We start from the raw sequence: 19,422 nt of genomic DNA, 5'->3' as shown, positions 1-19,422 counted from the left end.
TTCGCATCTGCCGCTCTCGGCGGAACCTGCGGGAGTAACAGTGGCTGGCTCGGGGACTGCGAGGTGCAGAACGACGGGCAATCGGTGACGATCGGGGCCGAGCAGGAGGTCGAGCATGGCGGCCGAGACGGGGGCAGCGGCAGCACCGACGGACCGGGCGGCCGGACGTACCCCGAGTTCGTGCCGGCCGACGAGCTTCCGGAACCGATCCGGGTCCTCTACCCGGGCGGCGTGACCTCCGACCTGCACGAGACCGACTGCGCCTACGAGTGGTTCTGCGACCGCTTCGCATTGATCCCCACCGACCCCGAGTCGACCGGCCCGGACGTCACGACCGCGACGATCGACGACGTCGCGGCATACGCACCGACCCCGACGGGGCTCCAAGGCGAACCCGGCGGCATGGGCGTCGTCGGCATGCCAACCAATTTCGTCGTCGACGTGCAGACGCACTCGGTCGACGGGGAGATCTTCGACGTACCCGTGACGGTCCGCTTCACGCCGGTCGGGTATACCTTCCACTTCGGCGACGGCACCAGCCGCGAGACGACGACCGCCGGCACAAGCTGGGACGAGCTCGGTGCACCGCAGTTCACGGCCACGGACACCAGCCATGCATACGCCGAGGCCGGGACGTACGCGGCATCCGTCGACGTCGAATACGCCGCGGAAGGCGACGCCGGCTTCGGCTGGTTCCCCGTCGCGGGCACCCTCGAGCGCTCGACGCCGGACACCACGATCCGGATCGTCGAGGTCGAGACCGCCCTCGTCGAGCGGACCTGCGTCGAAGACCCCGCCGGCGCCGGCTGCTGAGTGCGAGGATGGCGGCGTGACCGACCGCCTCATGCTGCTCGACACCGCTTCGCTCTACTTCCGCGCCTTCTACGGCGTGCCCGACACCGTCAAGGCGCCCGACGGACGACCGGTGAACGCCGTCCGCGGACTGCTCGACATGATCGCGAAGCTCGTCTCCGCCTACGAGCCCACCCACGTCATCGCCTGCTGGGACGACGACTGGCGTCCGCAGTGGCGCGTCGACCTGATCCCCAGCTACAAGGCGCACCGCGTCGTCGAGGTCGTCGCGGCCGGACCTGACGTCGAAGAGGTGCCCGACCCGCTCGAGATCCAGATCCCCGTCATCCGGCAAGCCCTCGGCGTCCTCCGCATCCCCATCGTCGGTGCCGCCGAGCACGAGGCCGATGACGTGATCGGCAGCCTCGCCAGCCAGAGCGACATCGCCGTCGACGTCGTCACCGGCGACCGGGACCTGTTCCAACTCGTCGACGACGCTCGCGGCATCCGCGTCATCTACACCGGACGCGGCATGAGCAACCTCGAAGTCCTCACCGACGCCGCCGTCACGGCGAAGTATGCCGTCCTCCCGACGCAGTACGCCGACTTCGCCGTCATGCGCGGCGACGCATCCGACGGACTCCCCGGAGTCGCAGGGGTCGGCGAGAAGACCGCGGCGACCCTCCTCGCAGCACACGGCGACCTCGCCGGCATCCAGGCAGCAGCCGCCGCCGGTGAAGGCATGAGCGTCGGCGTCCGCACCAAGATCCTCGCCGCCGCCGACTATCTCGCCGTCGCACCCACGCTCGTCGAGGTCGTCCGCGACCTCGACCTCCCCAGCGTGGACGCCCGCCTCACCGTCCCCGACGAAGCAGAGGTCAGCGCCCTCGCCTCGGCCTGGTCGCTCGGCTCCTCGGCAGACCGAGCCGCGCAGGCGATCAGCGCGCGAGCCTGAGCGTCAACCGCGCGACCATGCGCGCAGCCGATCCAGCGGCCACGTCGTGACGATGCGGTCGGGGTCGATCCCCATCCGCTCTGCGCGCACCGCACCGTGGTCGAGCAGCGACAACTGGCCCGGCGCGTGCGCATCCGAGTCGATTGCGAACAGGCAGCCGATCTCGACCGCGAGAGCCAGAAGATCGTCCGGCGGATCCTCGCGCTCGGGGCGCGAGTTGATCTCCACGGCGACATCGTGCTCCGCGCACGCCTCGAACACCGCTCGCGCGTCGAAGGTCGACTGCGGCCTCGTGCCGCGCGCGCCGCTGACGAGTCTCCCGGTGACGTGACCGAGCACGTCGACACGCGGATTCGACGCGGCCGCCACCAACCGCCGCGTCATCGGACGCGATTCCAGCCGGAGCTTGGAATGCGCGGATGCCACCACGATGTCGAGCTCGCCGAGGAGCGCGTCCTCCTGGTCGAGCGACCCATCGTCGAGGATGTCGACTTCGATGCCACTGAGAAGCGTGAACCCGTCGCCCGAGAACGCGGGGAGCAGTTCGAGCTGTTCACGCAGTCGCTCGGCGGACAGCCCGCGCGCGACGCGGAGGCGCGGCGAGTGGTCGGTCAGCGCCAAGTACTCGTGCCCAAGGGCACGCGCGGCATCCACCATCAGGTCGATCGACGTCAGGCCGTCCGACCACTCCGAGTGCGCATGCAGGTCGCCGCGCAGCCGTGCGCGCAACGCAGAGGAGGTCGGCGGCGCCACACGGGCACGCAGTTCGTCGAGGTAGTCGGGAACACGCCCGGCCAACGCCTGCGAGATGACCGCGAACGTCGAGTCGCCGATGCCCTTCCGAGACCGGAGGCGAGCGGTGTCGGCGAGTTCGGCAGCAGACATCGAACCGACGGTCTGCGCCGCCGCGCGGAACGCCTTCGACTTGTACCGGGACGCCCGGTCGCGCTCGAGGAGCTCGGCGATCTCGGTCAGCGCGGCGACGGGGTCCATCCGGTCATCCCTGCGTCGCAGCGACCCACGCGTCGAGCTTCGCGGCGGCGGCACCCGAGTCGACCGCGGCGGTCGCGTCGGCGAGCCCGTCGGCGAGCCGCTCCAGGAACGGCCGCTGCGACTGCGAGGCATCCTGCGAGAGCCGGAACGACACGAGGCCGGCCGCAGCGTTCAGCAGCACGATGTCCCGCACCGCACCGCGCTCTCCCCCGAGCATCCGCCGAACGATATCGGCGTTGTGCGTCGCGTCCCCACCGAGCAGATCCGAGATCTCGGCGCGGGCGAGGCCGAGGTCGCGCGGGTCGAGATCGTGTTCGCGGACGTCGCCCCGGGTGATCTCCCACACGCGGCTGTGACCGGTCGTCGTGAGCTCGTCCATGCCATCGTCGCCGCGGAAGACCAGCGCGGTCGCGCCGCGGGTGCGGAACACGCCCGTGATGAGCGGCACCCGGTCGAGCTGCGCGACACCGACCGCGTTGGCCTCGGCGCGCGCTGGGTTGCACAGCGGCCCGAGGAAGTTGAAAACCGTCGGGATGCCGAGCTCGGCGCGTGTCGGCCCGGCGTGGCGAAACCCGGGGTGGAATGCCGCCGCGAACGCGAACGTGATCCCGACCTCCTCGAGGACGGATGCCACCCGCTCCGGGCTCTGCGTCAGGTCCACGCCGAGCGCGGCGAGCACGTCGGACGAGCCGGACTTCGAGCTCGACGCCTTGTTCCCGTGCTTCACGACCGGCACACCGGCCGCCGCCACGACGATCGACGCCGTCGTCGAGACGTTCACCGTGCCGAAGCGGTCGCCGCCCGTGCCGACGATGTCCAGGACGTCGGCGGGAACCGGGAGTGGCACAGCCGCCTCGAGGATCGCATCACGGAACCCGACGATCTCGTCGACCGTTTCGCCCTTCGCGCGTAGCGCGACCAGGAACGCCGCCAGTTGCGACGGCGTGGCATCCCCCGTCATCACCTGCCGCATCGCCCATGTCGACTCCGACACGCTGAGATCGTCCTTCGCGAGAAGGGAGGTGAGGATCTCGGGCCACGTGGAGGTATCCGCCATGACCCCCGATCCTACTCAGCAGTCTGTCAGCGGACTCGCGGCCCGAACTTAGGTCGCCCTCACCTCACCGAAAGACGGAACCACCTTCAGGGATGCGAAACCTCGTGCTCGAAATCGGCCATAATGGGGAGCGTGACGACCACTCCTGCGACCTACAACCAGGCACTGCGTTCGGTGAAACGACCGGACCCGGTTGCCGTCGGCACCATCGTCTGGCTCGGCAGCGAGGTGATGTTCTTCGCAGGTCTGTTCGCGATCTACTTCACGATCCGCAACACCTCCCCCGGCCTGTGGGAGGAGCGCACGGAGCTGCTGAACGTCACGTTCGCCGCCGTGAACACCGCGATCCTCGTGTTCTCCTCCGTGACCGCCCAGGCCGGCGTCTTCGCCGCTGAGCGGTTCCAGCCGTACCGCAAGGGCTCGATCTGGAACTTCCGCCAGTGGGGCATGGTCGAATGGTTCTTCGCCTCGTTCATCCTCGGCGCGATCTTCGTCTCGGGCCAGGTCTGGGAGTACGCGACCCTCGTCGCCGAGAACATGGCCATCAGCGCGGACTCGTACGCGTCGGCGTTCTACATCACGACCGGCTTCCACGCGTTGCACGTCACCGGCGGTCTGATCGCCTTCCTCCTCGTCATCGGCCGCGCCTACGCGGTCAAGAACTTCGGTCGCAAGGAGATGACCTCCGCCATCGTCGTGTCGTACTACTGGCACTTCGTCGATGTCGTGTGGCTCGTCCTCTTCGGCGTCATCTACTTCCTCAAGTAACACAGAGCGGAGCTGAGTACCTTCATGGCATCCAAGACCCCGCGTCGGCAGACCGGCCGTCGTAGCAAGTGGGCCGCAGCCGCCCTCATCGGCGTCGGCCTCCTGCTGACGGGCGGCATCTACGCGGGCGCATCCGCGGCGATGGCGTCCACCGAGTCGACCGACACGGCCTCGACGCTCACCGTCGAGGACGGCAAGAAGCTGTTCCAGGCGAACTGCGCGACCTGCCACGGCCTCGACATGGAGGGCACCGCGGACGGCCCGTCGCTGTACGGCGTCGGTGAGCTCTCGGTCGAGTTCCAGATGGCGACCGGCCGGATGCCGCTGCAGGCGCAGGGACCGCAGGCACCGCAGAAGACCCCGCAGTTCACGCAGGAGCAGATCGAGGCGATCGCCGCGTGGGTGCAGTCCGTGGCCCCCGGACCGACGTACCCCGAGCCGGAGATCCTCGACGGCGGCGGCAACCTGACAGAGGGCGCCGAGCTCTTCCGCATCAACTGCGCCATGTGCCACAACGTCGCCGCAGCCGGTGGCGCGCTCACCGAGGGCAAGTACGCCCCCGCGCTGACCGAGACCAGCCCGCTGCACATCTACGCAGCGATGGTCACCGGCCCGCAGAACATGCCGGTCTTCAACGACATGACCCTCACCACCGAGGAGAAGCGCGACATCATCTCGGCGCTCATGTATCTCCAGGACAGCGAACCCGTCGGCGGTTTCACCCTCGGCTCGCTCGGCCCGGTCTCGGAAGGTCTGTTCATCTGGATCTTCGGTATCGGCACCCTGATCGGCATCACCGTGTGGATCACGGCGAAGTCCAACTGAGCCCACACTGACGCAAGAGAATTTCGAACCGAGGAGCACAATGTCACACGAGGAAGAGCCGCAGGCACTCGAGAAGGCGACGCCTTCGTCGGGACTCGCCGTCGCGGTGACCGACCCCGTGCAGAACCCGGGCCTTCCGCCGCACCGCGAGCGGATGACCGACAAGGACCCGGCCGCCATGAAGCGCGCCGTCCGTACCGTCTACACGCTGTTCTACATTTCGCTCGCTGCGAGCCTGTGGGCGGTCGCCGCCTACATGCTGTTCCCGATCGAGAGCGGCGACTTCGGCGCCATCCGCAACAACAACCTCTTCATCGGTCTCGGCATCGCCTTCGCGCTGCTGGCCATCGGCATCGGCGCCATCCACTGGTCGAAGGCGATCATGTCGGACAAGGAGCACATCGAGGCCCGCCACAGCACGCGCGGTCAGGAGTCGACCCGCGAGGCCGCCGTCAACGTGTTCCGTGAGGCGAACGAGGAGTCCGGCTTCGGGCGCCGCACGGCGATCCGCGGCTCGCTGATCGCTGCGCTCGTGGCGTCGATCATCCCCGGCGTCACGCTCTTCCGCGGTCTCGCACCGCACGGCTCGAACGACCCCGACCACCCGTTGGTCGGAGACCCGGTCGCGCTCCTCAAGCACACGATGTGGAAGAAGGGCGACCGCCTCGCGCACGACCCCTCGGGCCTCCCCATCCGCGCCGCGGACGTCGCGCTCGGCTCGGCCGTGCACGTCATCCCCGAGAAGCTGAAGGACCTCAGCCACCACGACGGATACCTCGAGGAGAAGGCCAAGGCGATCGTCCTGCTCATGCGCCTTCTGCCCGAGCAGCTCCCCGCCGAGCACAACCGCCTTGAGTGGTCGTACGACGGCATCGTCGCGTACTCCAAGGTCTGCACGCACGTCGGCTGCCCCGTCGCACTGTACGAGCAGCAGACCCACCACCTCCTCTGCCCGTGCCACCAGTCGCAGTTCGACGTGTCGCGTGGTGCCGAGGTCATCTTCGGCCCGGCTGCACGTCCGCTGCCGCAGCTGCCGATCACCGTCGACGCTGAGGGCTACCTCGTCGCCATGAGCGACTTCGAGGAGCCCGTCGGCCCGAGCTTCTGGGAGCGTCATTGAGCACCGCGACTGAGACCGCACCGGCAGCCGCCGCGAAGCCGGCGGACAAGCCCCTCGGCGGACGCTTCGTCGGAGCGACCGCGAACTACCTCGACGAGCGCACGAGCATCTCCGGGCTCGTGAAGGAGCTCGGCCGGAAGATCTTCCCCGACCACTGGTCGTTCATGCTCGGCGAGATCGCCCTGTGGAGCTTCGTGGTCGTGTTCCTCTCGGGCACGTTCCTCACGTTCTTCTTCGAGGCCTCGATGGCGCCGACCCACTACAACGGCGCCTACCTCCCGCTGCGTGGCATCGAGATGTCGGCGGCCCTCGAGTCGACCTTGGCTATCTCGTTCGACCTCCGCGGTGGTCTGCTCGTCCGCCAGATGCACCACTGGGCGGCACTGCTGTTCGTGGCGTCGATCGGTGTGCACATGCTGCGCATCTTCTTCACCGGTGCGTTCCGCAAGCCTCGCGAGCTCAACTGGGTCGTCGGCTTCATCCTCTTCATCCTCGCGATGGCTGAGGGCTTCACCGGCTACTCGCTCCCCGACGACCTGCTCTCGGGGAACGGCCTCCGCATCATCGACGGCATGATCAAGGCTTTCCCCCTGATCGGCACCTGGACCTCGTACCTGCTCTTCGGCGGCGAGTTCCCGGGCATGGCGATCGTCGGCCGCCTGTACACGCTGCACATCCTGCTGCTGCCGCTGATCCTCATCGGCCTCCTGGTCGTGCACCTGATGCTGATGATCATCAACAAGCACACGCAGTACGCCGGCCCCGGCCGCACCAACGACAACGTCGTCGGGTACCCGATGGTTCCGATCTACATGTCGAAGATGGGTGGCTTCCTCTTCATCACGTTCGGTGTGATCGTGCTGATCGCGTCGCTGTTCACGATCAACCCGATCTGGAACTATGGCCCGTACGACCCCTCCCCCGTGTCCGCCGGTACCCAGCCCGACTGGTACATCGGCTTCGCGGACGGCGCGCTTCGTCTGGCTCCGTCGAACCTCGACTTCGTCATCTTCGACCACACGCTGTCGCTCGGCATCCTGATCCCGGTCCTGGTGCTCGGCCTGTTCATCGTGCTCGTCGCGGTCTACCCCTTCATCGAGGCGTGGATCACCGGCGACAAGCGTGAGCACCACATCGCTCAGCGTCCGCGTCACGCGCCGACCCGCACCGCCATCGGTGTCGCCGGCGTCATCTTCTACGCAGTGCTGTGGGCTGCGGCATCCTCCGACATCATCGCGACGCACTTCTCGCTCACGATGGAAGGTGTCATCCACACCCTGCAGGCGCTCCTGATCATCGGCCCCGTCATCGGCTACTTCGTGGCCAAGCGGATCGCGATCGCGCTGCAGAAGAAGGACCGCGAGATCGCGCTGCACGGCTACGAGTCGGGCCGCATCGTCCGCCTCCCCGGTGGCGAGTACATCGAGGTGCACCAGCCCGTCGACGCCTACGAGCGCGTGAAGCTGATCGACTTCGAGATCAACGAGCCGCTCGTGGTGCGTCCGAACGATCAGGGCCGTATCCCGTGGCACCAGCACCTGCGCTCGTCGCTGTCGCGCTGGTTCTTCGAGGACCGCCTCTCCCCCGTCACCCAGAGCGAGATCGACGCTGCGGTTGCCCACCAGCACCACGAGCTCGACCACATCGCCGAGGAGGAGGCCGCCGAGATCCAGGGCGCCCACGAGCGCGCCGGTGTGCCGGACGCTCCGCTGCACCCGATCGAGGACGGTCACAACCCGGAGACTGCGAACCGGCCGTCGAACATCATCGTCCCCGACGATGCGCCGAAGTCGACCAAGAAGCCCCGCAAGCCGAAGGGCGACGCCGACTCGGCGGAGTGATCCTCGCTGGCCGATGCAGGCTGGCAGAAAAGCGGTGGGGAGTGACCGAGAGGTCGCTCCCCACCGCTTTCGCGTTGCCGTAGCGTCGGCGTCATGAGCGTGAACGACACCCAGACCTACTTCGAGCAGAAGCTCCGGCACGAGACCGATGCGAGCGACGCCTATGCGGCGCAGCAGGCGGGCGATCGCTTCGTGCTCGTCGACGTCCGGAGCATCGATGCGTGGAACCAGGGTCACGCGCGTGGCGCGCTGCACATGCCCTACCGCGACATCGCTGCACGGGCGGCATCCGAGATCCCGTCCGACACCCCGGTGGTCGTCTACTGCTGGAGCCCTGGATGCAACGCCGGCGCGAAAGGCGCCGTCGAGTTCGCGAAACTCGGGTACGAGGTACGCGAGATGATCGGCGGGTACGAGTACTGGGCGCGGGAGGGGTACCCGGTCGATGGCGTCGACGGTCCGCTCCCCCGCACGTTCGACCCGCTCGTCATGGTCGTTCGGCCACGTTCGGTCGACGCGAGCTGAGACGCGTCAGGCGGTCGCCAACCCCGCTTCGATGACTTCGGGGTAGCGAATTGCGGCTGCGCCCGCCACAACCGGCACAGCGCGCGGCTGACGCTCGCCCGATTCGATGTCGCAGACGACTGCGGTGACGTTGTCGCGAGACGACGCCTCGAGCGCGAGCCCGACGATCAGGTCGGCGGCGTGCTGCGGGTCGGTGGTCCCGGCGAGCAGCGGTGCGAGCTCAGCCTCGGGGACGTAGTCCGTCACACCATCGCTGCACAGCAGCCACCGGTCCCCGGGCTGCGCATCTCGGGTCTCGACACGGACGACGTCGCCCTCCGAGCCGCTCAGCGACGCGGTGATAATGTTGCGACGCGGGTGCGACCACGCCGCTTCGGGTGTGAGCATCCCGCGCTCCACGAGCATCTGCACGAACGAGTCGTCGCGCGTCTCCCGGGTCAGCTGGCCGTCACGGACGAGATAGGCACCGGAGTCTCCCGTGTGCGCGAGCAGCAGCCCTCCGGACTCGGTGAGCCACACGCCGGTCAAGGTGCTGGCCATGCCGGCGAGCTCGGGATCGCGGCGGACGTACGCGCCGAGATCCCAGTTCGCGGCCCGCAGTCGCACGACGAGGTCTTCGGCCTCGGTGATCGATGCGCCCGCGGCGATCAGCCGGTGGATGAGCGCCGCGGACGCGAGATCACCCGATGGGCCCCCGCCGACGCCGTCCGCGACTGCTGCCGCCCACGGCGCCGTGAATGCGGCATCCTGATTGACATCGCGAAACGCGCCGACGTCGGAACGGACGCCGGCGCGAATGCGCAGATCTGAGGTGCTCAGCGTGCGAAGTACCCGCGGTAGTACTCGTAGACCCAGCCGATGATCGCGACAGCGAAGACGCCGAATCCGATCGGGACCATCCAGTCACCGACGGCGAGCCCGATGAACGCGAGCGCCGCGGAGAAGGCGAGCACGAGCGGCCACCACGACCAGGGCGAGAACTCACCCATCTCGGGGTCACCGTCGTCGATGTCGGCCGTCAGCGAGTCCTCGGGCAGCTCTCCACCCTGGGCGCGCTCGACACGCGACGTGTAGAACGCGATCATCGCGGCCATCGCCGTGACGAACACGAGGGCGACGGATCCGACCCACTCGATCGCGTTGTACCAGACGAGCGAGGGGTGAGCGAGGATGCTCCAGACCGTGTAGACCACGGCCACGAGGCCGAAGAAGGCCGTGAGGATCCACCACAGGTTGACGTTGGTCTTCATTACTTGACCTCACCGTTCGCCAGATCCATCACGGGTGCGTCGGGCGCGTCCTTGGCCGGGCCGACGCCGACCGGGATCCCGGCCTCAGGGTGGTTCAGATCGAATGCCGGACGCTCACTGCGGATGCGCGGGATCGACGTGAAGTTGTGCCGCGGCGGCGGGCAGCTGGTGGCCCACTCGAGCGAACCGCCGTACCCCCAGGGGTCATTGACGGTGACCTTCGGCGCGGTGCGTGCCGTGATCCAGACATTCAGGAGGAACGGGACCATGGATGCTGCGAGGACCATCGAGCCCACCGTCGACACCTGGTTCTGCCACGTCCAGCCGTCGGCCGCGGAGTAGTCCGCGTAGCGACGGACCATGCCGTCTGCGCCGAGCCAGTGCTGGATGAGGAAGGTCAGGTGGAAGCCGATGAACAGCAGCCAGAAGTGCACGAGGCCGAGGCGCTCGTTCAGCATCTTGCCGGTCCACTTCGGCCACCAGAAGTAGAAGCCGGCGAACATCGCGAACACGACCGTGCCGAAGACGACGTAGTGGAAGTGCGCGACGACGAAGTACGAGTCCGACACGTGGAAGTCGAGCGGCGGCGACGACAGGATGACACCGGTCAGACCACCGAACACGAACGACACCAGGAAGCCGAGCGCGAACACCATCGGCGTCTCGAACGTGATCGACCCACGCCACATCGTGCCGATCCAGTTGAAGATCTTCACACCGGTCGGAACCGCGATGAGCATCGTCATCAAGGCGAAGAACGGCAGGAGCACGGCGCCGGTCACGTACATGTGGTGAGCCCACACCGACACGGACAGCGCCGCGATGGCGATGGTCGCGTAGACCAGGGTCTTGTACCCGAAGATCGGCTTGCGGCTGAAGACCGGGAAGATCTCCGACACGATGCCGAAGAACGGCAGCGCGATGATGTACACCTCGGGGTGGCCGAAGAACCAGAAGAGGTGCTGCCAGAGCAGGACACCGCCGTTGGCCGGGTCGTAGATGTGCGCGCCGAGGACGCGGTCGGCGGCAGCCGCCAGCATCGCCGCAGCCAGCACCGGGAAGGCCATGAGGATCAGGATGCTCGTGACGAGCGTGTTCCAGCTGAAGATCGGCATGCGCCACATCGTCATGCCGGGGGCGCGCATGGTCATGATCGTGGTGATGAAGTTGACACCACCGAGGATCGTGCCGAAACCGCTCATACCGAGGCCCAGCATCCAGAGGTCTCCACCGGCACCAGGCGAGAAGCTCTCGTTGGCGAGCGGCTGGTAGGCAAACCACCCGAAGGCGGCGGCACCCTGCGGGGTGAGGAATCCGGCGACCGCGATCAGCGAGCCGAACGTGAAGAGCCAGAAGGCGAAGGCGTTCAGACGCGGGAAAGCGACGTCAGGGGCACCGATCTGCAGCGGCAGCAGCGCGTTGGCGAAGCCGGCGAACAGCGGCGTCGCGAACATCAGCAGCATGATCGTGCCGTGCATCGTGAACAGCTGGTTGTACTGCTCCTTGGTCGGGACGACCTGCATTCCCGGCTCGAAGAGCTCTGCGCGGATGATGAGCGCCATGACGCCGCCGAGCATGAAGAACAGCACGGAGGCGATCAGGTACATGTACCCGATCGTCTTGTGGTCGGTGGAGGTGATCCACTTGACGATGATGTTGCCCTTGTGCTCCACGCGGCTGCTGCTGAGCAGCGCCGCCTGGCGCGGCGGGAGCGGCTGTCCGGAGGGGACGTTGGTGGCCATCAGTGCTCTGCTCCCTCGGCTTCGCCCGAACCGTCGGTTCCGGGCAGGTTCTGCTGACGGTCGTAGACGTCGTCGATGTCACCGGTCTGGCCGGCGGCCTCGAGCTCGGCGAGGTAGTCCTGGTACTCGTCCTGCGAGACGACCTTCACGTTGAAGAGCATCATCGAGTGGTACTGACCGCAGAGCTCAGCGCACTTGCCGACGAACTCGCCTTCCTTCGTGGGCTCGAACGACCAGTAGTTGTCGCGGCCCGGGTACATGTCCTTCTTGTAGAGGAAGTCGATGATCCAGAACGAGTGGATGACGTCGCGGGACTCGAGCTTCAGGGTGACCTTCTGGTTCACCGGGAGGACGAGCTCGGGGACCTCGTTGATGACATTGCCCTCGGCGTCCGTCTGCGCCTGGACGCCCATGGTCCAGACCGCGTCCGACGGGTCTTCGCAGTCGTTGCCGTTGTACTGGAAGTCCCACGCCCACTGCTTGCCGATGGCCGTGATGCAGACGTCGGGGTCCTCGTACTGCGTCTCGAGGATGGCCTGGTCCCGCGCAGTGAACGCGAAGAAGCCGAGCACCAGGATGACCGGCGCGATCGTGAAGAACATCTCGATCGGCATGTTGTAGCGCAGCTGCACCGGCAGGCCCGACTGGCCCTTGCGACGGCGGTACGCGACGGCGGCGAAGCCCATGAGCGCCCAGGTGATGACACCGACGGCGAGGACGACGATCCAGGACGTGGTCCACAGGCCGGCGATCATCGACGTGTGGTTGGTCGCCTGGCTGCCATCGCCGTCTTCGAAGCCGGGGAGGAAGCCGTTCGCAGTGGTCGGGCTACATGCCGCGAGGGTGATCGCCACGGCGATTCCCAGCGGGAGAGCGGCCAGGCGGAGTCGGCGTTTGACGCGCACGGTGCACCTTTCGGGGACATGAAGGTCAGACTCATGCCAGTCTAGGGCAACCTCTGGGACGATTCCGGCCAACCGCTCAGGATGACCGGAATCGCCGGAGGCGACCCGGGTGGATCAGTGGAAGCTGTCGCCGCAGGCACAGCTGCCCGCGGCATTGGGGTTGTCGATCGTGAAGCCCTGCTCCGAGATCGTGTCCTTGAAATCGATCTTCGCGCCGTCGAGGTACGGGACCGACATGTCGTCGACGATGACCTCGACGCCGTCGAAGTCGACCGTCTGGTCGCCGTCGAGGTAGCGCTCGTCGAAGTAGAGCTGGTAGATCAGGCCGGAGCAGCCGCCGGGCTGCACCGCGACCCGCAGGCGCAGGTCGTCACGGTTCTCCTGCGCGAGCAAGCTCTTCACCTTGTCCGCCGCAGCGTCGGTGAGGGCGACACCGTGCGCGGGCGCGGCGTCCGTGGTCTGCGTGGCGATGTCGGTCATGACTCTCCCCGTGGGTTCGGGTCGCCAGTGCTCTTCAGGAGCGGGGGCGACGTGCTCAGTCGATTCTACGCCGCGAGGTCGTCAACGGACGGTCGCGTCGAGGCTTTCGAGCAGGAGCGCCTCCGACACGAGCGCGTGGCGGAAGGTTTCGATGTGCAGCGACTCGTTCGGGCTGTGCGCGCGCGCGTGCGGGTCTTCGACGCCGGTCACGAGGATCTGCGCTCCGGGGAACTCCCGGACGAGGTCGGCGATGAACGGGATCGACCCCCCGACGCCGATGTCGACCGGATCGACGCCGTACCCGGATGCCAGCGCGTCACGCGCCTGCGAGACAGCCCAGCCGCTCGTGTCGACGAGGAAGGGGTTGCCGAAGTCGACGTCGCGGAACGCGAGCCGAGCCCCGAACGGCGCGTTCGCGCGCAGGTGCGCCTCGATCGCCGCGTACGCCTCCCTGGCGTCCTGTCCGGGGGCGATCCGGCAGCTGAGGACGACCGAGGTCTTCGGCGCCAGGGTGTTCGACGCGTTCTTCACGGTCGGCGCGTCGATCCCTGTGATCGTGACCGACGGCTTGTTCCAGATGCGGCTGAGGATCGAATCGCGACCGATCGGGGTGACACCGTCGGGGAGGCCCGCTTCGTCGCGCAGCGTCTCCTCGCGGTACTCGGGCGTGTCGGCGTCACGACTGGTGAGCCCGTCGACGGCGACCGCGCCGTCCTCGTCCCACAGCGTGTCGAGCAACCGGACCGCAGCCATCATCGCGTCGGGCACGGCCCCGCCGAACATGCCGGAGTGCGACGCGTGCTCGAGCGTCTCGATATCGAGGGTGAAGCGCACGTTGCCGCGGAGTGACACCGTGAGCGCCGGGGTCGCGGCATCCCAGTTGCCGGAATCGGCGACGACGATCACGTCGGCACGGAGGGCATCGGCGTTGTCGGCGAGGAACTGCGCGAACGAGGCGGAGCCCGCCTCCTCCTCACCCTCGAAGAAGAGGTTGACGCCGAGGTCGAAGTCGGCTCCGAGGGCTTCGCGGAGCGCCCGGAGCGCACCGACGTGCGCCATGATCCCGGCCTTGTCGTCGGCGGCGCCGCGACCGTAGATGCGACCGTCACGGACGGTGGGCTCGAACGGCGGGGACTCCCAGAGGTCCTCGTCGCCGACGGGCTGCACGTCGTGGTGCGCGTAGAGCAGGATCGTCGGCCGACCGTTTTTGGCGGCGCGGGTCGCGAGGACGGCCGGCATCCCCTCCTCCCCCGTCTCGGGGATGACGGCGGTCTTAATCTCGACGCGGTCGAACAGGTCGAGCTCGTCGACGAGCGCCGAGACGGCCTCGGCGCTGCGCTGCACCTCTGCACGGTCGAACCCGGGGAACGCGATCGAAGGGATCCGGACGAGGGCTCCGAGATCGGCGAGTGCGGCGGGGACGGCGCCGAGGGCGGCCTCGCGGACCGCCTCCGGACGGGAGGTGTCGGAAGTCATGCGGGTAATCTTAAAGGCGCACGCACTTCACCGAACCCGAGGATCCACTCCCGTGGCCAAGACCCCGCCCCCCGCAGACACCGCTCCCGAGACGCCGAGCGGACCGGGAAAGAACCGCCCCACGCCGTCCCGCGCCGACCAGGAGGCCGCACGGAAGCGGCCCCTCGTCGCGAACACGAAGGAAGCCCGCGCCCGCGCCAAGGCCGACCTCGCTGCAGCCCGCGAGAAGGCGCGCATCGGCATGGCCAACGGCGAGGAGCGCTACCTCACTCCGCGTGACCGCGGGCCGCAGCGCAAGTTTGCGCGCGACTACACGGATGCCGGGTGGCACGCGGGCGAGCTCGTCATGCCGCTCCTCGTGCTCGTGATCCTGCTGTCGCTCGTCCCGAACACCAGCATCGTGTTCTACGCGTACCTCGGACTCTGGGCGTTCATCCTGTTCGTCGTCGCCGACATGATCATGCTCAGCCGCAAGGTCAAGAAGCTCGCCGCCGAGAAATGGGGCGACCGGCGCGAGAAGGGCCTCGGCTGGTACGCCGCGATGCGCTCGGTGCAGATGCGCTTCATGCGCCTGCCGAAGCCGCAGGTCGCGCGTGGAGCATTCCCCGCCTGACATCAACGCAACACGAAGGGCCCGCACCGATCAGGTGCGGGCCCTTCGTGTTGCTGGATCTTTATCGTGACTGGTCAGCCGCGAAGCGCCGCAAGGCCCCGGTTGAGCTTTCGACCCCAGAACGGGCCCTCGTAGATGAAGGCGCTGTAGCCCTGCACGAGGTCGGCGCCCGCGGCGAGGCGCTCGGCGACATCGGCGGCCGTCTCCACACCGCCGGCCGCGATCACGCAGAAGTCCTCGGGGACGGCGGCGCGGACGCGGCGGAGCACCTCGAGCGCGCGGGCACGGAGCGGTGCGCCCGAGAGGCCACCGGCGCCGTAGGCCTCGACGACTGCGGCATCTGTCGTCAATCCTTCGCGCGAGATGGTCGTGTTCGTCGCGACGATGCCCGCGAGGCCCACGTCGACCGCGAGCGCGGCGATCGCATCGATCTCGTCGTCCTCGAGGTCGGGCGCGATCTTCACGAGCAGCGGTGTCGCGCCGGCGGCCTCCAGGACGGCCTCGAGCAACGGGCGGAGCGTCTCGGCGGCCTGCAGCCCGCGAAGCCCGGGCGTGTTCGGCGAAGAGACGTTGACGACGAGGTAGTCGGCGACGGGGGCGACCGCGCGGGTGCTGGTGACGTAGTCGGCGGTCGCATCCGTGACGTCGACGACGCGGGACTTGCCGATGTTCACGCCGATGACCGGGCGCGGATGCCGCGCGCGCATACGCTCGAGGCGCGCGGCAGCGGCGGCCGCACCGCGGTTGTTGAAACCCATGCGGTTGATGAGCGCACGGTCGGCGATGAGGCGGAACAGGCGCGGCTTCGGATTACCGTCCTGCGGAATCGCCGTGACGGTCCCGACCTCGATGTGGCCGAAGCCGAACGCCCACAGACCCATCGCACCGACCGCGTTCTTGTCGAAGCCGGCCGCGATCCCGAACGGCGACTCGAAGACGAGGCCCATCGCCTCGGTGCGCAGCCGCGGATCGGGACGGGTGAACGGGCGCAGGATCGGCGAGACGATGCGGAGCCCCGCGAGGCGCACGACCGCCATGCCGAGATGGTGTGCGGTCTCGGCGTCGAAGCGGCGGAGGACGAGGTCGAAGAGAAGGCGATACATCGCCTCACAGCCTAGAGCGCGACGCTCACTCCCCCGCGCGCTCCTGCTTGTGGAGACGGTCCTCGCGGAGCAGGCCGATCGCCTCGTCGAAGTCTTCGAGCGTCTCGAACGCCTGATAGACGCTCGCGAAGCGGAGGTACGCGATTTCGTCGAGCTCGCGGAGCGGGCCGAGGATCGCGAGCCCGATCTCGTTCGTGTCGATCTGCGAGACGCCGGTCTGCCGAACCGCCTCTTCGACGGCCTGTGCGAGCACCGCGAGATCACCCTCGGTCACCGGGCGCCCCTGGCACGCCTTGCGCACGCCCGACATGACCTTCTCGCGGCTGAACGGCTCGATGACGCCGGACCGCTTGATCACGTTCAGGCTCGCCGTCTCGATCGTCGAGAAGCGGCCGCCGCACTTCGGGCACTGCCGACGGCGTCGGATGCTGAGGCCGTCGTCGCTCGTGCGCGAGTCGATGACGCGGGAGTCGGAGTGGCGGCAGAACGGGCAGTGCATGGCGAGTCCAGATTAGTCGTCGAGGCGAGCCGTGACGGCTTCGCCGTGTGCGGGGAGCGCCTCCGCGCTCGACAGCGCGACGATCTCGTCGGCGACGGCCGCGAGCGCGGCGCGGTCGTAGGTGATGATCTGTTGCGGCCGGAGGAACGTCGATGCCGACAGCCCGGCGGCATAGCGCGCCTGACCTCCCGTGGGCAGCACGTGGTTGCTCCCGGCGAGGTAGTCACCGAGGCTGACGGGCGTCCACGGCCCCACGAACACGGCGCCTGCGTTGACGTAGTCCTCCGGCCGGGGGTCGGCGAGGTGCAGTTCGAGGTGTTCCGGCGCGTAGGCATTGCTGAACGCGGTGGCCGTCGCGAGGTCGTCGACGATGACGATCGCCGACTGCGGGCCCGCTAGGGCCTGCGCCACGCGGTCGGCGTGCCGAGTGGATGCCGCGCGCGCGACGACCGCTTGCGCGACGGCCGCCGCCAGGTCGGTCGATGCGGTCACGAGGACGGCTGCAGCCTGCTCGTCGTGCTCGGCCTGGCTGACGAGGTCGGCAGCGACGAGGTTCGCATCCGCAGTGTCATCGGCGACGACGAGGATCTCGGTCGCGCCGGCCTCGGAGTCGGTGCCGACCATGCCCGCGACGACCCGCTTGGCGAGTGCAACGAAGTTGTTGCCCGGGCCCGAGATGACGTCGACGCGGGCGAGATCCAGCGACGGGACACCGTGCGCGTACGCGCCGATCGCGCCGGCGCCGCCCATCGCGTACACCTCGGTGACACCGAGGAGCTTCGCCGCCGCCAGGATCGTGGGGTGGACTCGGCCGCCGTGTTCGCGCTGGGGCGGCGACGCGAGCGCCACCTGGGTCACTCCCGCGACCTGCGCGGGAACGACGTTCATCACGACGCTCGACGGGTAGACCGCCTTACCGCCCGGAACGTAAACGCCGACCCGACGGACCGGCCGCCACGTCTGCTCGATCCGCGCTCCCGGTCCGACCTCGGTCACGACCGTCGGCGGGACCTGCGCTGCAGAGGCGCGACGCACCCGTTCGATCGCACGCTCGAGCGCTGCTCGGACCGCCGGATCGAGCCCGTCGAGCGCCTCATCAAGGTGGTCGGCGGGGACGCGAATCGCGTGATCGCTCGCGCCGTCGAATCGTGCCGCCTGCTCGCGGAGCGCGGCCTCGCCGCGCGCCGCGACGTCGGCGACGATGGCGGCAGCGGTGGCGAGGGCCTCATCGCGTGCGGCTGCAGCGCGCGGGACGGCAGCGAGCAGTTCGTCGGGGGTCGCCGCGCGTCCGCGGAGGTCGATCGTGCGGAGCATCCCCCCAGGCTACCGGGGCGTCAGCCCCGTGTGACGCCCGTGACGTCCGTCAGGTATCCGATGCGGCCGTCCTCGTGACGCACGACGAAGCTGTCGCCGCGGTCCTCGATGACGAGCGCCCAGGCCGTCGGTCCGATGCGGAACAGCGGAATGCCATTGTCATCGACGACGTCGCGCTCGGCGGGGACGAGCGCCCAGAACGCCTGGTGCGCGGGCGCCGCGATCGGTGCGGGCTCGTCGTCATCGATCGGGTCACCGAGCGGCGCGGGCTCCGGGTCGATCGACGGTGCCGCCATCGTGTACCGCGCATCGGAGACCGGACGGGTCACGACCGGGCGGGCGCCGCGAGCGACACGGTGCGAGACCGTCTCGGCGCGGTGAAGGAAGTCTTCGTGGAACGGCGGGATGAAGGGCGCGACGACCGTGAGACCGACGGCTGCGACCATGAGGAAGACCTCGGCCCAGACGACCCAGCTGCTCAGCCAGAAGCCGCTGTCGATGCCGCGCGCGATATTCGCCCACAGCCAGCCGATCCACACCAGCGCGGCGACCGAGAAGGCGACCGACGCGAACTGATCGATGCCGAGCGATCCGACGCGCCGGATGCCGTCGGGCGAGAAGCGACGCAGCACGAGGAGGAAGACCGCGGCAGTCGGCGCACCGATGGCGAGGATCCAGTCGATGCCCGAGGTCCAGACGGTCGCACCACCGAAGAAGCGGCTGAAGTCGTTGTCGACGTAGAGCGGGAAGAACGAGAACAGGAACGCGAGCAGCCAGACACCGCCGAGCGAAACCTCGCGGAGCGAGAACGGTCCGATGCCGTACTGCGGCGGCACACCACCGGCGGCAACCTCATCGGCCACGATCGACGATTCATCGGCCGGAGCCTCGACCGGACCTTCGTCCGCTGCCGGGTACACGGCCGTCTCGTCGTCGGTCGGCACCTCCGTGATGACAGCATCCGCCTCGATCGGCTGGGACTCCGGCGCCCGCACGACCGTGTCGTTCAGGTCCTCGGGCCCGTAGGCCTCCGTGGGGTTCTCGGGGGTCTTCTCGTCGGTCACGATGCTCCTTCCGCACGGCGTCCGTCGGCACGCCGTGGCGATCCTATCGCGTGAGGCTCAGGCAGCAGCCCAGGCAACACGGGTCCGCGCAGACCACGCA

General features: G+C 68.4%; 20 protein-coding genes. 8 read left to right on the top strand and 12 right to left on the bottom strand.

All coding sequences use genetic code 11. The features are described 5' to 3' along the window. Positions 1-84: 84 nt before the first annotated feature. Positions 85-813, top strand: a complete 729-nt coding sequence (locus QNI14_RS12030; RefSeq protein WP_283716865.1) for a hypothetical protein — start codon at positions 85-87, stop codon at positions 811-813. A 16-nt stretch (positions 814-829) separates the two neighbouring features. Then, a complete protein-coding gene (locus QNI14_RS12025; RefSeq protein ID WP_283716864.1) occupies positions 830-1,747 on the top strand; it encodes a 5'-3' exonuclease in 918 nt (305 codons plus the stop codon). Positions 1,748-1,750: 3 nt separating this feature from the next. On the opposite strand, the gene QNI14_RS12020 is transcribed toward QNI14_RS12025, so the two are convergent. Together QNI14_RS12020 and trpD are read right to left on the bottom strand one after the other, a co-directional pair. Further along, complete coding sequence (locus QNI14_RS12020; RefSeq protein WP_283716863.1) at positions 1,751-2,740, bottom strand: PHP domain-containing protein; 990 nt, start codon at positions 2,738-2,740, stop codon at positions 1,751-1,753. Positions 2,741-2,744: 4 nt separating this feature from the next. Then, positions 2,745-3,797: an anthranilate phosphoribosyltransferase gene (gene trpD / locus QNI14_RS12015; RefSeq protein WP_283716862.1), complete on the bottom strand. Its 1,053-nt coding sequence runs from the start codon at positions 3,795-3,797 to the stop codon at positions 2,745-2,747. Between the two features lie 123 nt (positions 3,798-3,920). On the opposite strand from trpD, the gene ctaE reads away from it, so the two are divergent. From ctaE to QNI14_RS11990, 5 genes are all read left to right on the top strand, one after another. After that, positions 3,921-4,565, top strand: a complete 645-nt coding sequence (gene ctaE / locus QNI14_RS12010) for an aa3-type cytochrome oxidase subunit III (RefSeq protein WP_283716861.1) — start codon at positions 3,921-3,923, stop codon at positions 4,563-4,565. A 24-nt stretch (positions 4,566-4,589) separates the two neighbouring features. Next, complete coding sequence (gene qcrC / locus QNI14_RS12005) at positions 4,590-5,390, top strand: cytochrome bc1 complex diheme cytochrome c subunit (protein WP_283716860.1); 801 nt, start codon at positions 4,590-4,592, stop codon at positions 5,388-5,390. A gap of 40 nt (positions 5,391-5,430) precedes the next feature. Beyond that, a complete protein-coding gene (gene qcrA / locus QNI14_RS12000; RefSeq protein ID WP_283716859.1) occupies positions 5,431-6,510 on the top strand; it encodes a cytochrome bc1 complex Rieske iron-sulfur subunit in 1,080 nt (359 codons plus the stop codon). Then, entirely contained in the window at positions 6,507-8,351 is a 1,845-nt protein-coding gene (gene qcrB / locus QNI14_RS11995) for a cytochrome bc1 complex cytochrome b subunit (RefSeq protein ID WP_283716858.1), read from the top strand. The genes qcrA and qcrB overlap by 4 nt, the downstream gene beginning before the upstream one ends. 93 nt (positions 8,352-8,444) lie before the next feature. After that, entirely contained in the window at positions 8,445-8,876 is a 432-nt protein-coding gene (locus QNI14_RS11990; protein ID WP_283716857.1) for a rhodanese-like domain-containing protein, read from the top strand. 6 nt (positions 8,877-8,882) lie between these two features. Here QNI14_RS11990 and QNI14_RS11985 read toward each other — a convergent pair whose 3' ends face one another. The 6 genes from QNI14_RS11985 to QNI14_RS11960 all read right to left on the bottom strand — a co-directional run bounded on the left by QNI14_RS11985 (position 8,883) and on the right by QNI14_RS11960 (position 14,729). After that, positions 8,883-9,674, bottom strand: coding sequence for a PP2C family protein-serine/threonine phosphatase (locus tag QNI14_RS11985; RefSeq protein ID WP_283717124.1), 792 nt, complete (start codon positions 9,672-9,674; stop codon positions 8,883-8,885). A gap of 17 nt (positions 9,675-9,691) precedes the next feature. Further along, positions 9,692-10,126 carry a cytochrome c oxidase subunit 4 gene (locus QNI14_RS11980; RefSeq protein WP_283716856.1) on the bottom strand — a complete coding sequence of 145 codons (435 nt, stop codon included), beginning with the start codon at positions 10,124-10,126 and terminating at the stop codon, positions 9,692-9,694. Further along, entirely contained in the window at positions 10,126-11,868 is a 1,743-nt protein-coding gene (gene ctaD, locus QNI14_RS11975) for an aa3-type cytochrome oxidase subunit I (protein ID WP_283716855.1), read from the bottom strand. The genes QNI14_RS11980 and ctaD overlap by 1 nt, the downstream gene beginning before the upstream one ends. Further along, entirely contained in the window at positions 11,868-12,773 is a 906-nt protein-coding gene (gene ctaC, locus QNI14_RS11970) for an aa3-type cytochrome oxidase subunit II (protein WP_283716854.1), read from the bottom strand. The genes ctaD and ctaC overlap by 1 nt, the downstream gene beginning before the upstream one ends. A gap of 114 nt (positions 12,774-12,887) precedes the next feature. Next, the gene (gene erpA, locus QNI14_RS11965) at positions 12,888-13,253 is read right to left on the bottom strand and encodes an iron-sulfur cluster insertion protein ErpA (RefSeq protein ID WP_283716853.1); all 366 of its coding nucleotides are present in this window, start codon (positions 13,251-13,253) and stop codon (positions 12,888-12,890) included. A gap of 81 nt (positions 13,254-13,334) precedes the next feature. Beyond that, positions 13,335-14,729 (bottom strand): dipeptidase, encoded by a 1,395-nt coding sequence (locus tag QNI14_RS11960; RefSeq protein WP_283716852.1) that lies wholly within the window; start codon positions 14,727-14,729, stop codon positions 13,335-13,337. Between the two features lie 52 nt (positions 14,730-14,781). Here QNI14_RS11960 and QNI14_RS11955 point away from each other — a divergent pair, with 52 nt between their 5' ends. Beyond that, complete coding sequence (locus tag QNI14_RS11955; RefSeq protein ID WP_283716851.1) at positions 14,782-15,342, top strand: DUF3043 domain-containing protein; 561 nt, start codon at positions 14,782-14,784, stop codon at positions 15,340-15,342. Between the two features lie 74 nt (positions 15,343-15,416). Here the strand turns inward: QNI14_RS11955 and QNI14_RS11950 are convergent, their stop codons facing one another. Genes QNI14_RS11950 through QNI14_RS11935 form a run of 4 tightly spaced genes read right to left on the bottom strand, consistent with a single transcriptional unit; the run spans position 15,417 to position 19,322 of the window. Further along, complete coding sequence (locus QNI14_RS11950; RefSeq protein WP_283716850.1) at positions 15,417-16,445, bottom strand: quinone-dependent dihydroorotate dehydrogenase; 1,029 nt, start codon at positions 16,443-16,445, stop codon at positions 15,417-15,419. Positions 16,446-16,470: 25 nt separating this feature from the next. Further along, the gene (gene nrdR, locus QNI14_RS11945; protein ID WP_283716849.1) at positions 16,471-16,944 is read right to left on the bottom strand and encodes a transcriptional regulator NrdR; all 474 of its coding nucleotides are present in this window, start codon (positions 16,942-16,944) and stop codon (positions 16,471-16,473) included. 12 nt (positions 16,945-16,956) lie between these two features. Further along, complete coding sequence (hisD, locus tag QNI14_RS11940) at positions 16,957-18,258, bottom strand: histidinol dehydrogenase (protein WP_283716848.1); 1,302 nt, start codon at positions 18,256-18,258, stop codon at positions 16,957-16,959. Positions 18,259-18,278: 20 nt separating this feature from the next. Then, positions 18,279-19,322, bottom strand: a complete 1,044-nt coding sequence (locus QNI14_RS11935; protein ID WP_283716847.1) for a hypothetical protein — start codon at positions 19,320-19,322, stop codon at positions 18,279-18,281. Positions 19,323-19,422: the final 100 nt, after the last annotated feature.

It is taken from the genome of Microbacterium dauci (assembly GCF_030065535.1).
Lineage (GTDB): Bacteria > Actinomycetota > Actinomycetes > Actinomycetales > Microbacteriaceae > Microbacterium > Microbacterium dauci.
This window is presented reverse-complemented; position numbering and strand designations above follow the sequence as displayed.

Excerpts from the sequence above, each read along its gene's own strand:
- QNI14_RS12020 (WP_283716863.1), bottom strand. The coding sequence starts at position 2,740 with ATGGACCCCGTCGCCGCGCTGACCGAGATCGCCGAGCTCCTCGAGCGC.
- trpD (WP_283716862.1), bottom strand. The coding sequence starts at position 3,797 with ATGGCGGATACCTCCACGTGGCCCGAGATCCTCACCTCCCTTCTCGCG.
- ctaE (WP_283716861.1), top strand. The coding sequence starts at position 3,921 with ATGGGGAGCGTGACGACCACTCCTGCGACCTACAACCAGGCACTGCGT.
- qcrC (WP_283716860.1), top strand. The coding sequence starts at position 4,590 with ATGGCATCCAAGACCCCGCGTCGGCAGACCGGCCGTCGTAGCAAGTGG.
- qcrA (WP_283716859.1), top strand. The coding sequence starts at position 5,431 with ATGTCACACGAGGAAGAGCCGCAGGCACTCGAGAAGGCGACGCCTTCG.
- QNI14_RS11990 (WP_283716857.1), top strand. The coding sequence starts at position 8,445 with ATGAGCGTGAACGACACCCAGACCTACTTCGAGCAGAAGCTCCGGCAC.
- QNI14_RS11980 (WP_283716856.1), bottom strand. The coding sequence starts at position 10,126 with ATGAAGACCAACGTCAACCTGTGGTGGATCCTCACGGCCTTCTTCGGC.
- ctaD (WP_283716855.1), bottom strand. The coding sequence starts at position 11,868 with ATGGCCACCAACGTCCCCTCCGGACAGCCGCTCCCGCCGCGCCAGGCG.
- erpA (WP_283716853.1), bottom strand. The coding sequence starts at position 13,253 with ATGACCGACATCGCCACGCAGACCACGGACGCCGCGCCCGCGCACGGT.
- QNI14_RS11960 (WP_283716852.1), bottom strand. The coding sequence starts at position 14,729 with ATGACTTCCGACACCTCCCGTCCGGAGGCGGTCCGCGAGGCCGCCCTC.
- QNI14_RS11950 (WP_283716850.1), bottom strand. The coding sequence starts at position 16,445 with ATGTATCGCCTTCTCTTCGACCTCGTCCTCCGCCGCTTCGACGCCGAG.
- nrdR (WP_283716849.1), bottom strand. The coding sequence starts at position 16,944 with ATGCACTGCCCGTTCTGCCGCCACTCCGACTCCCGCGTCATCGACTCG.
- hisD (WP_283716848.1), bottom strand. The coding sequence starts at position 18,258 with ATGCTCCGCACGATCGACCTCCGCGGACGCGCGGCGACCCCCGACGAA.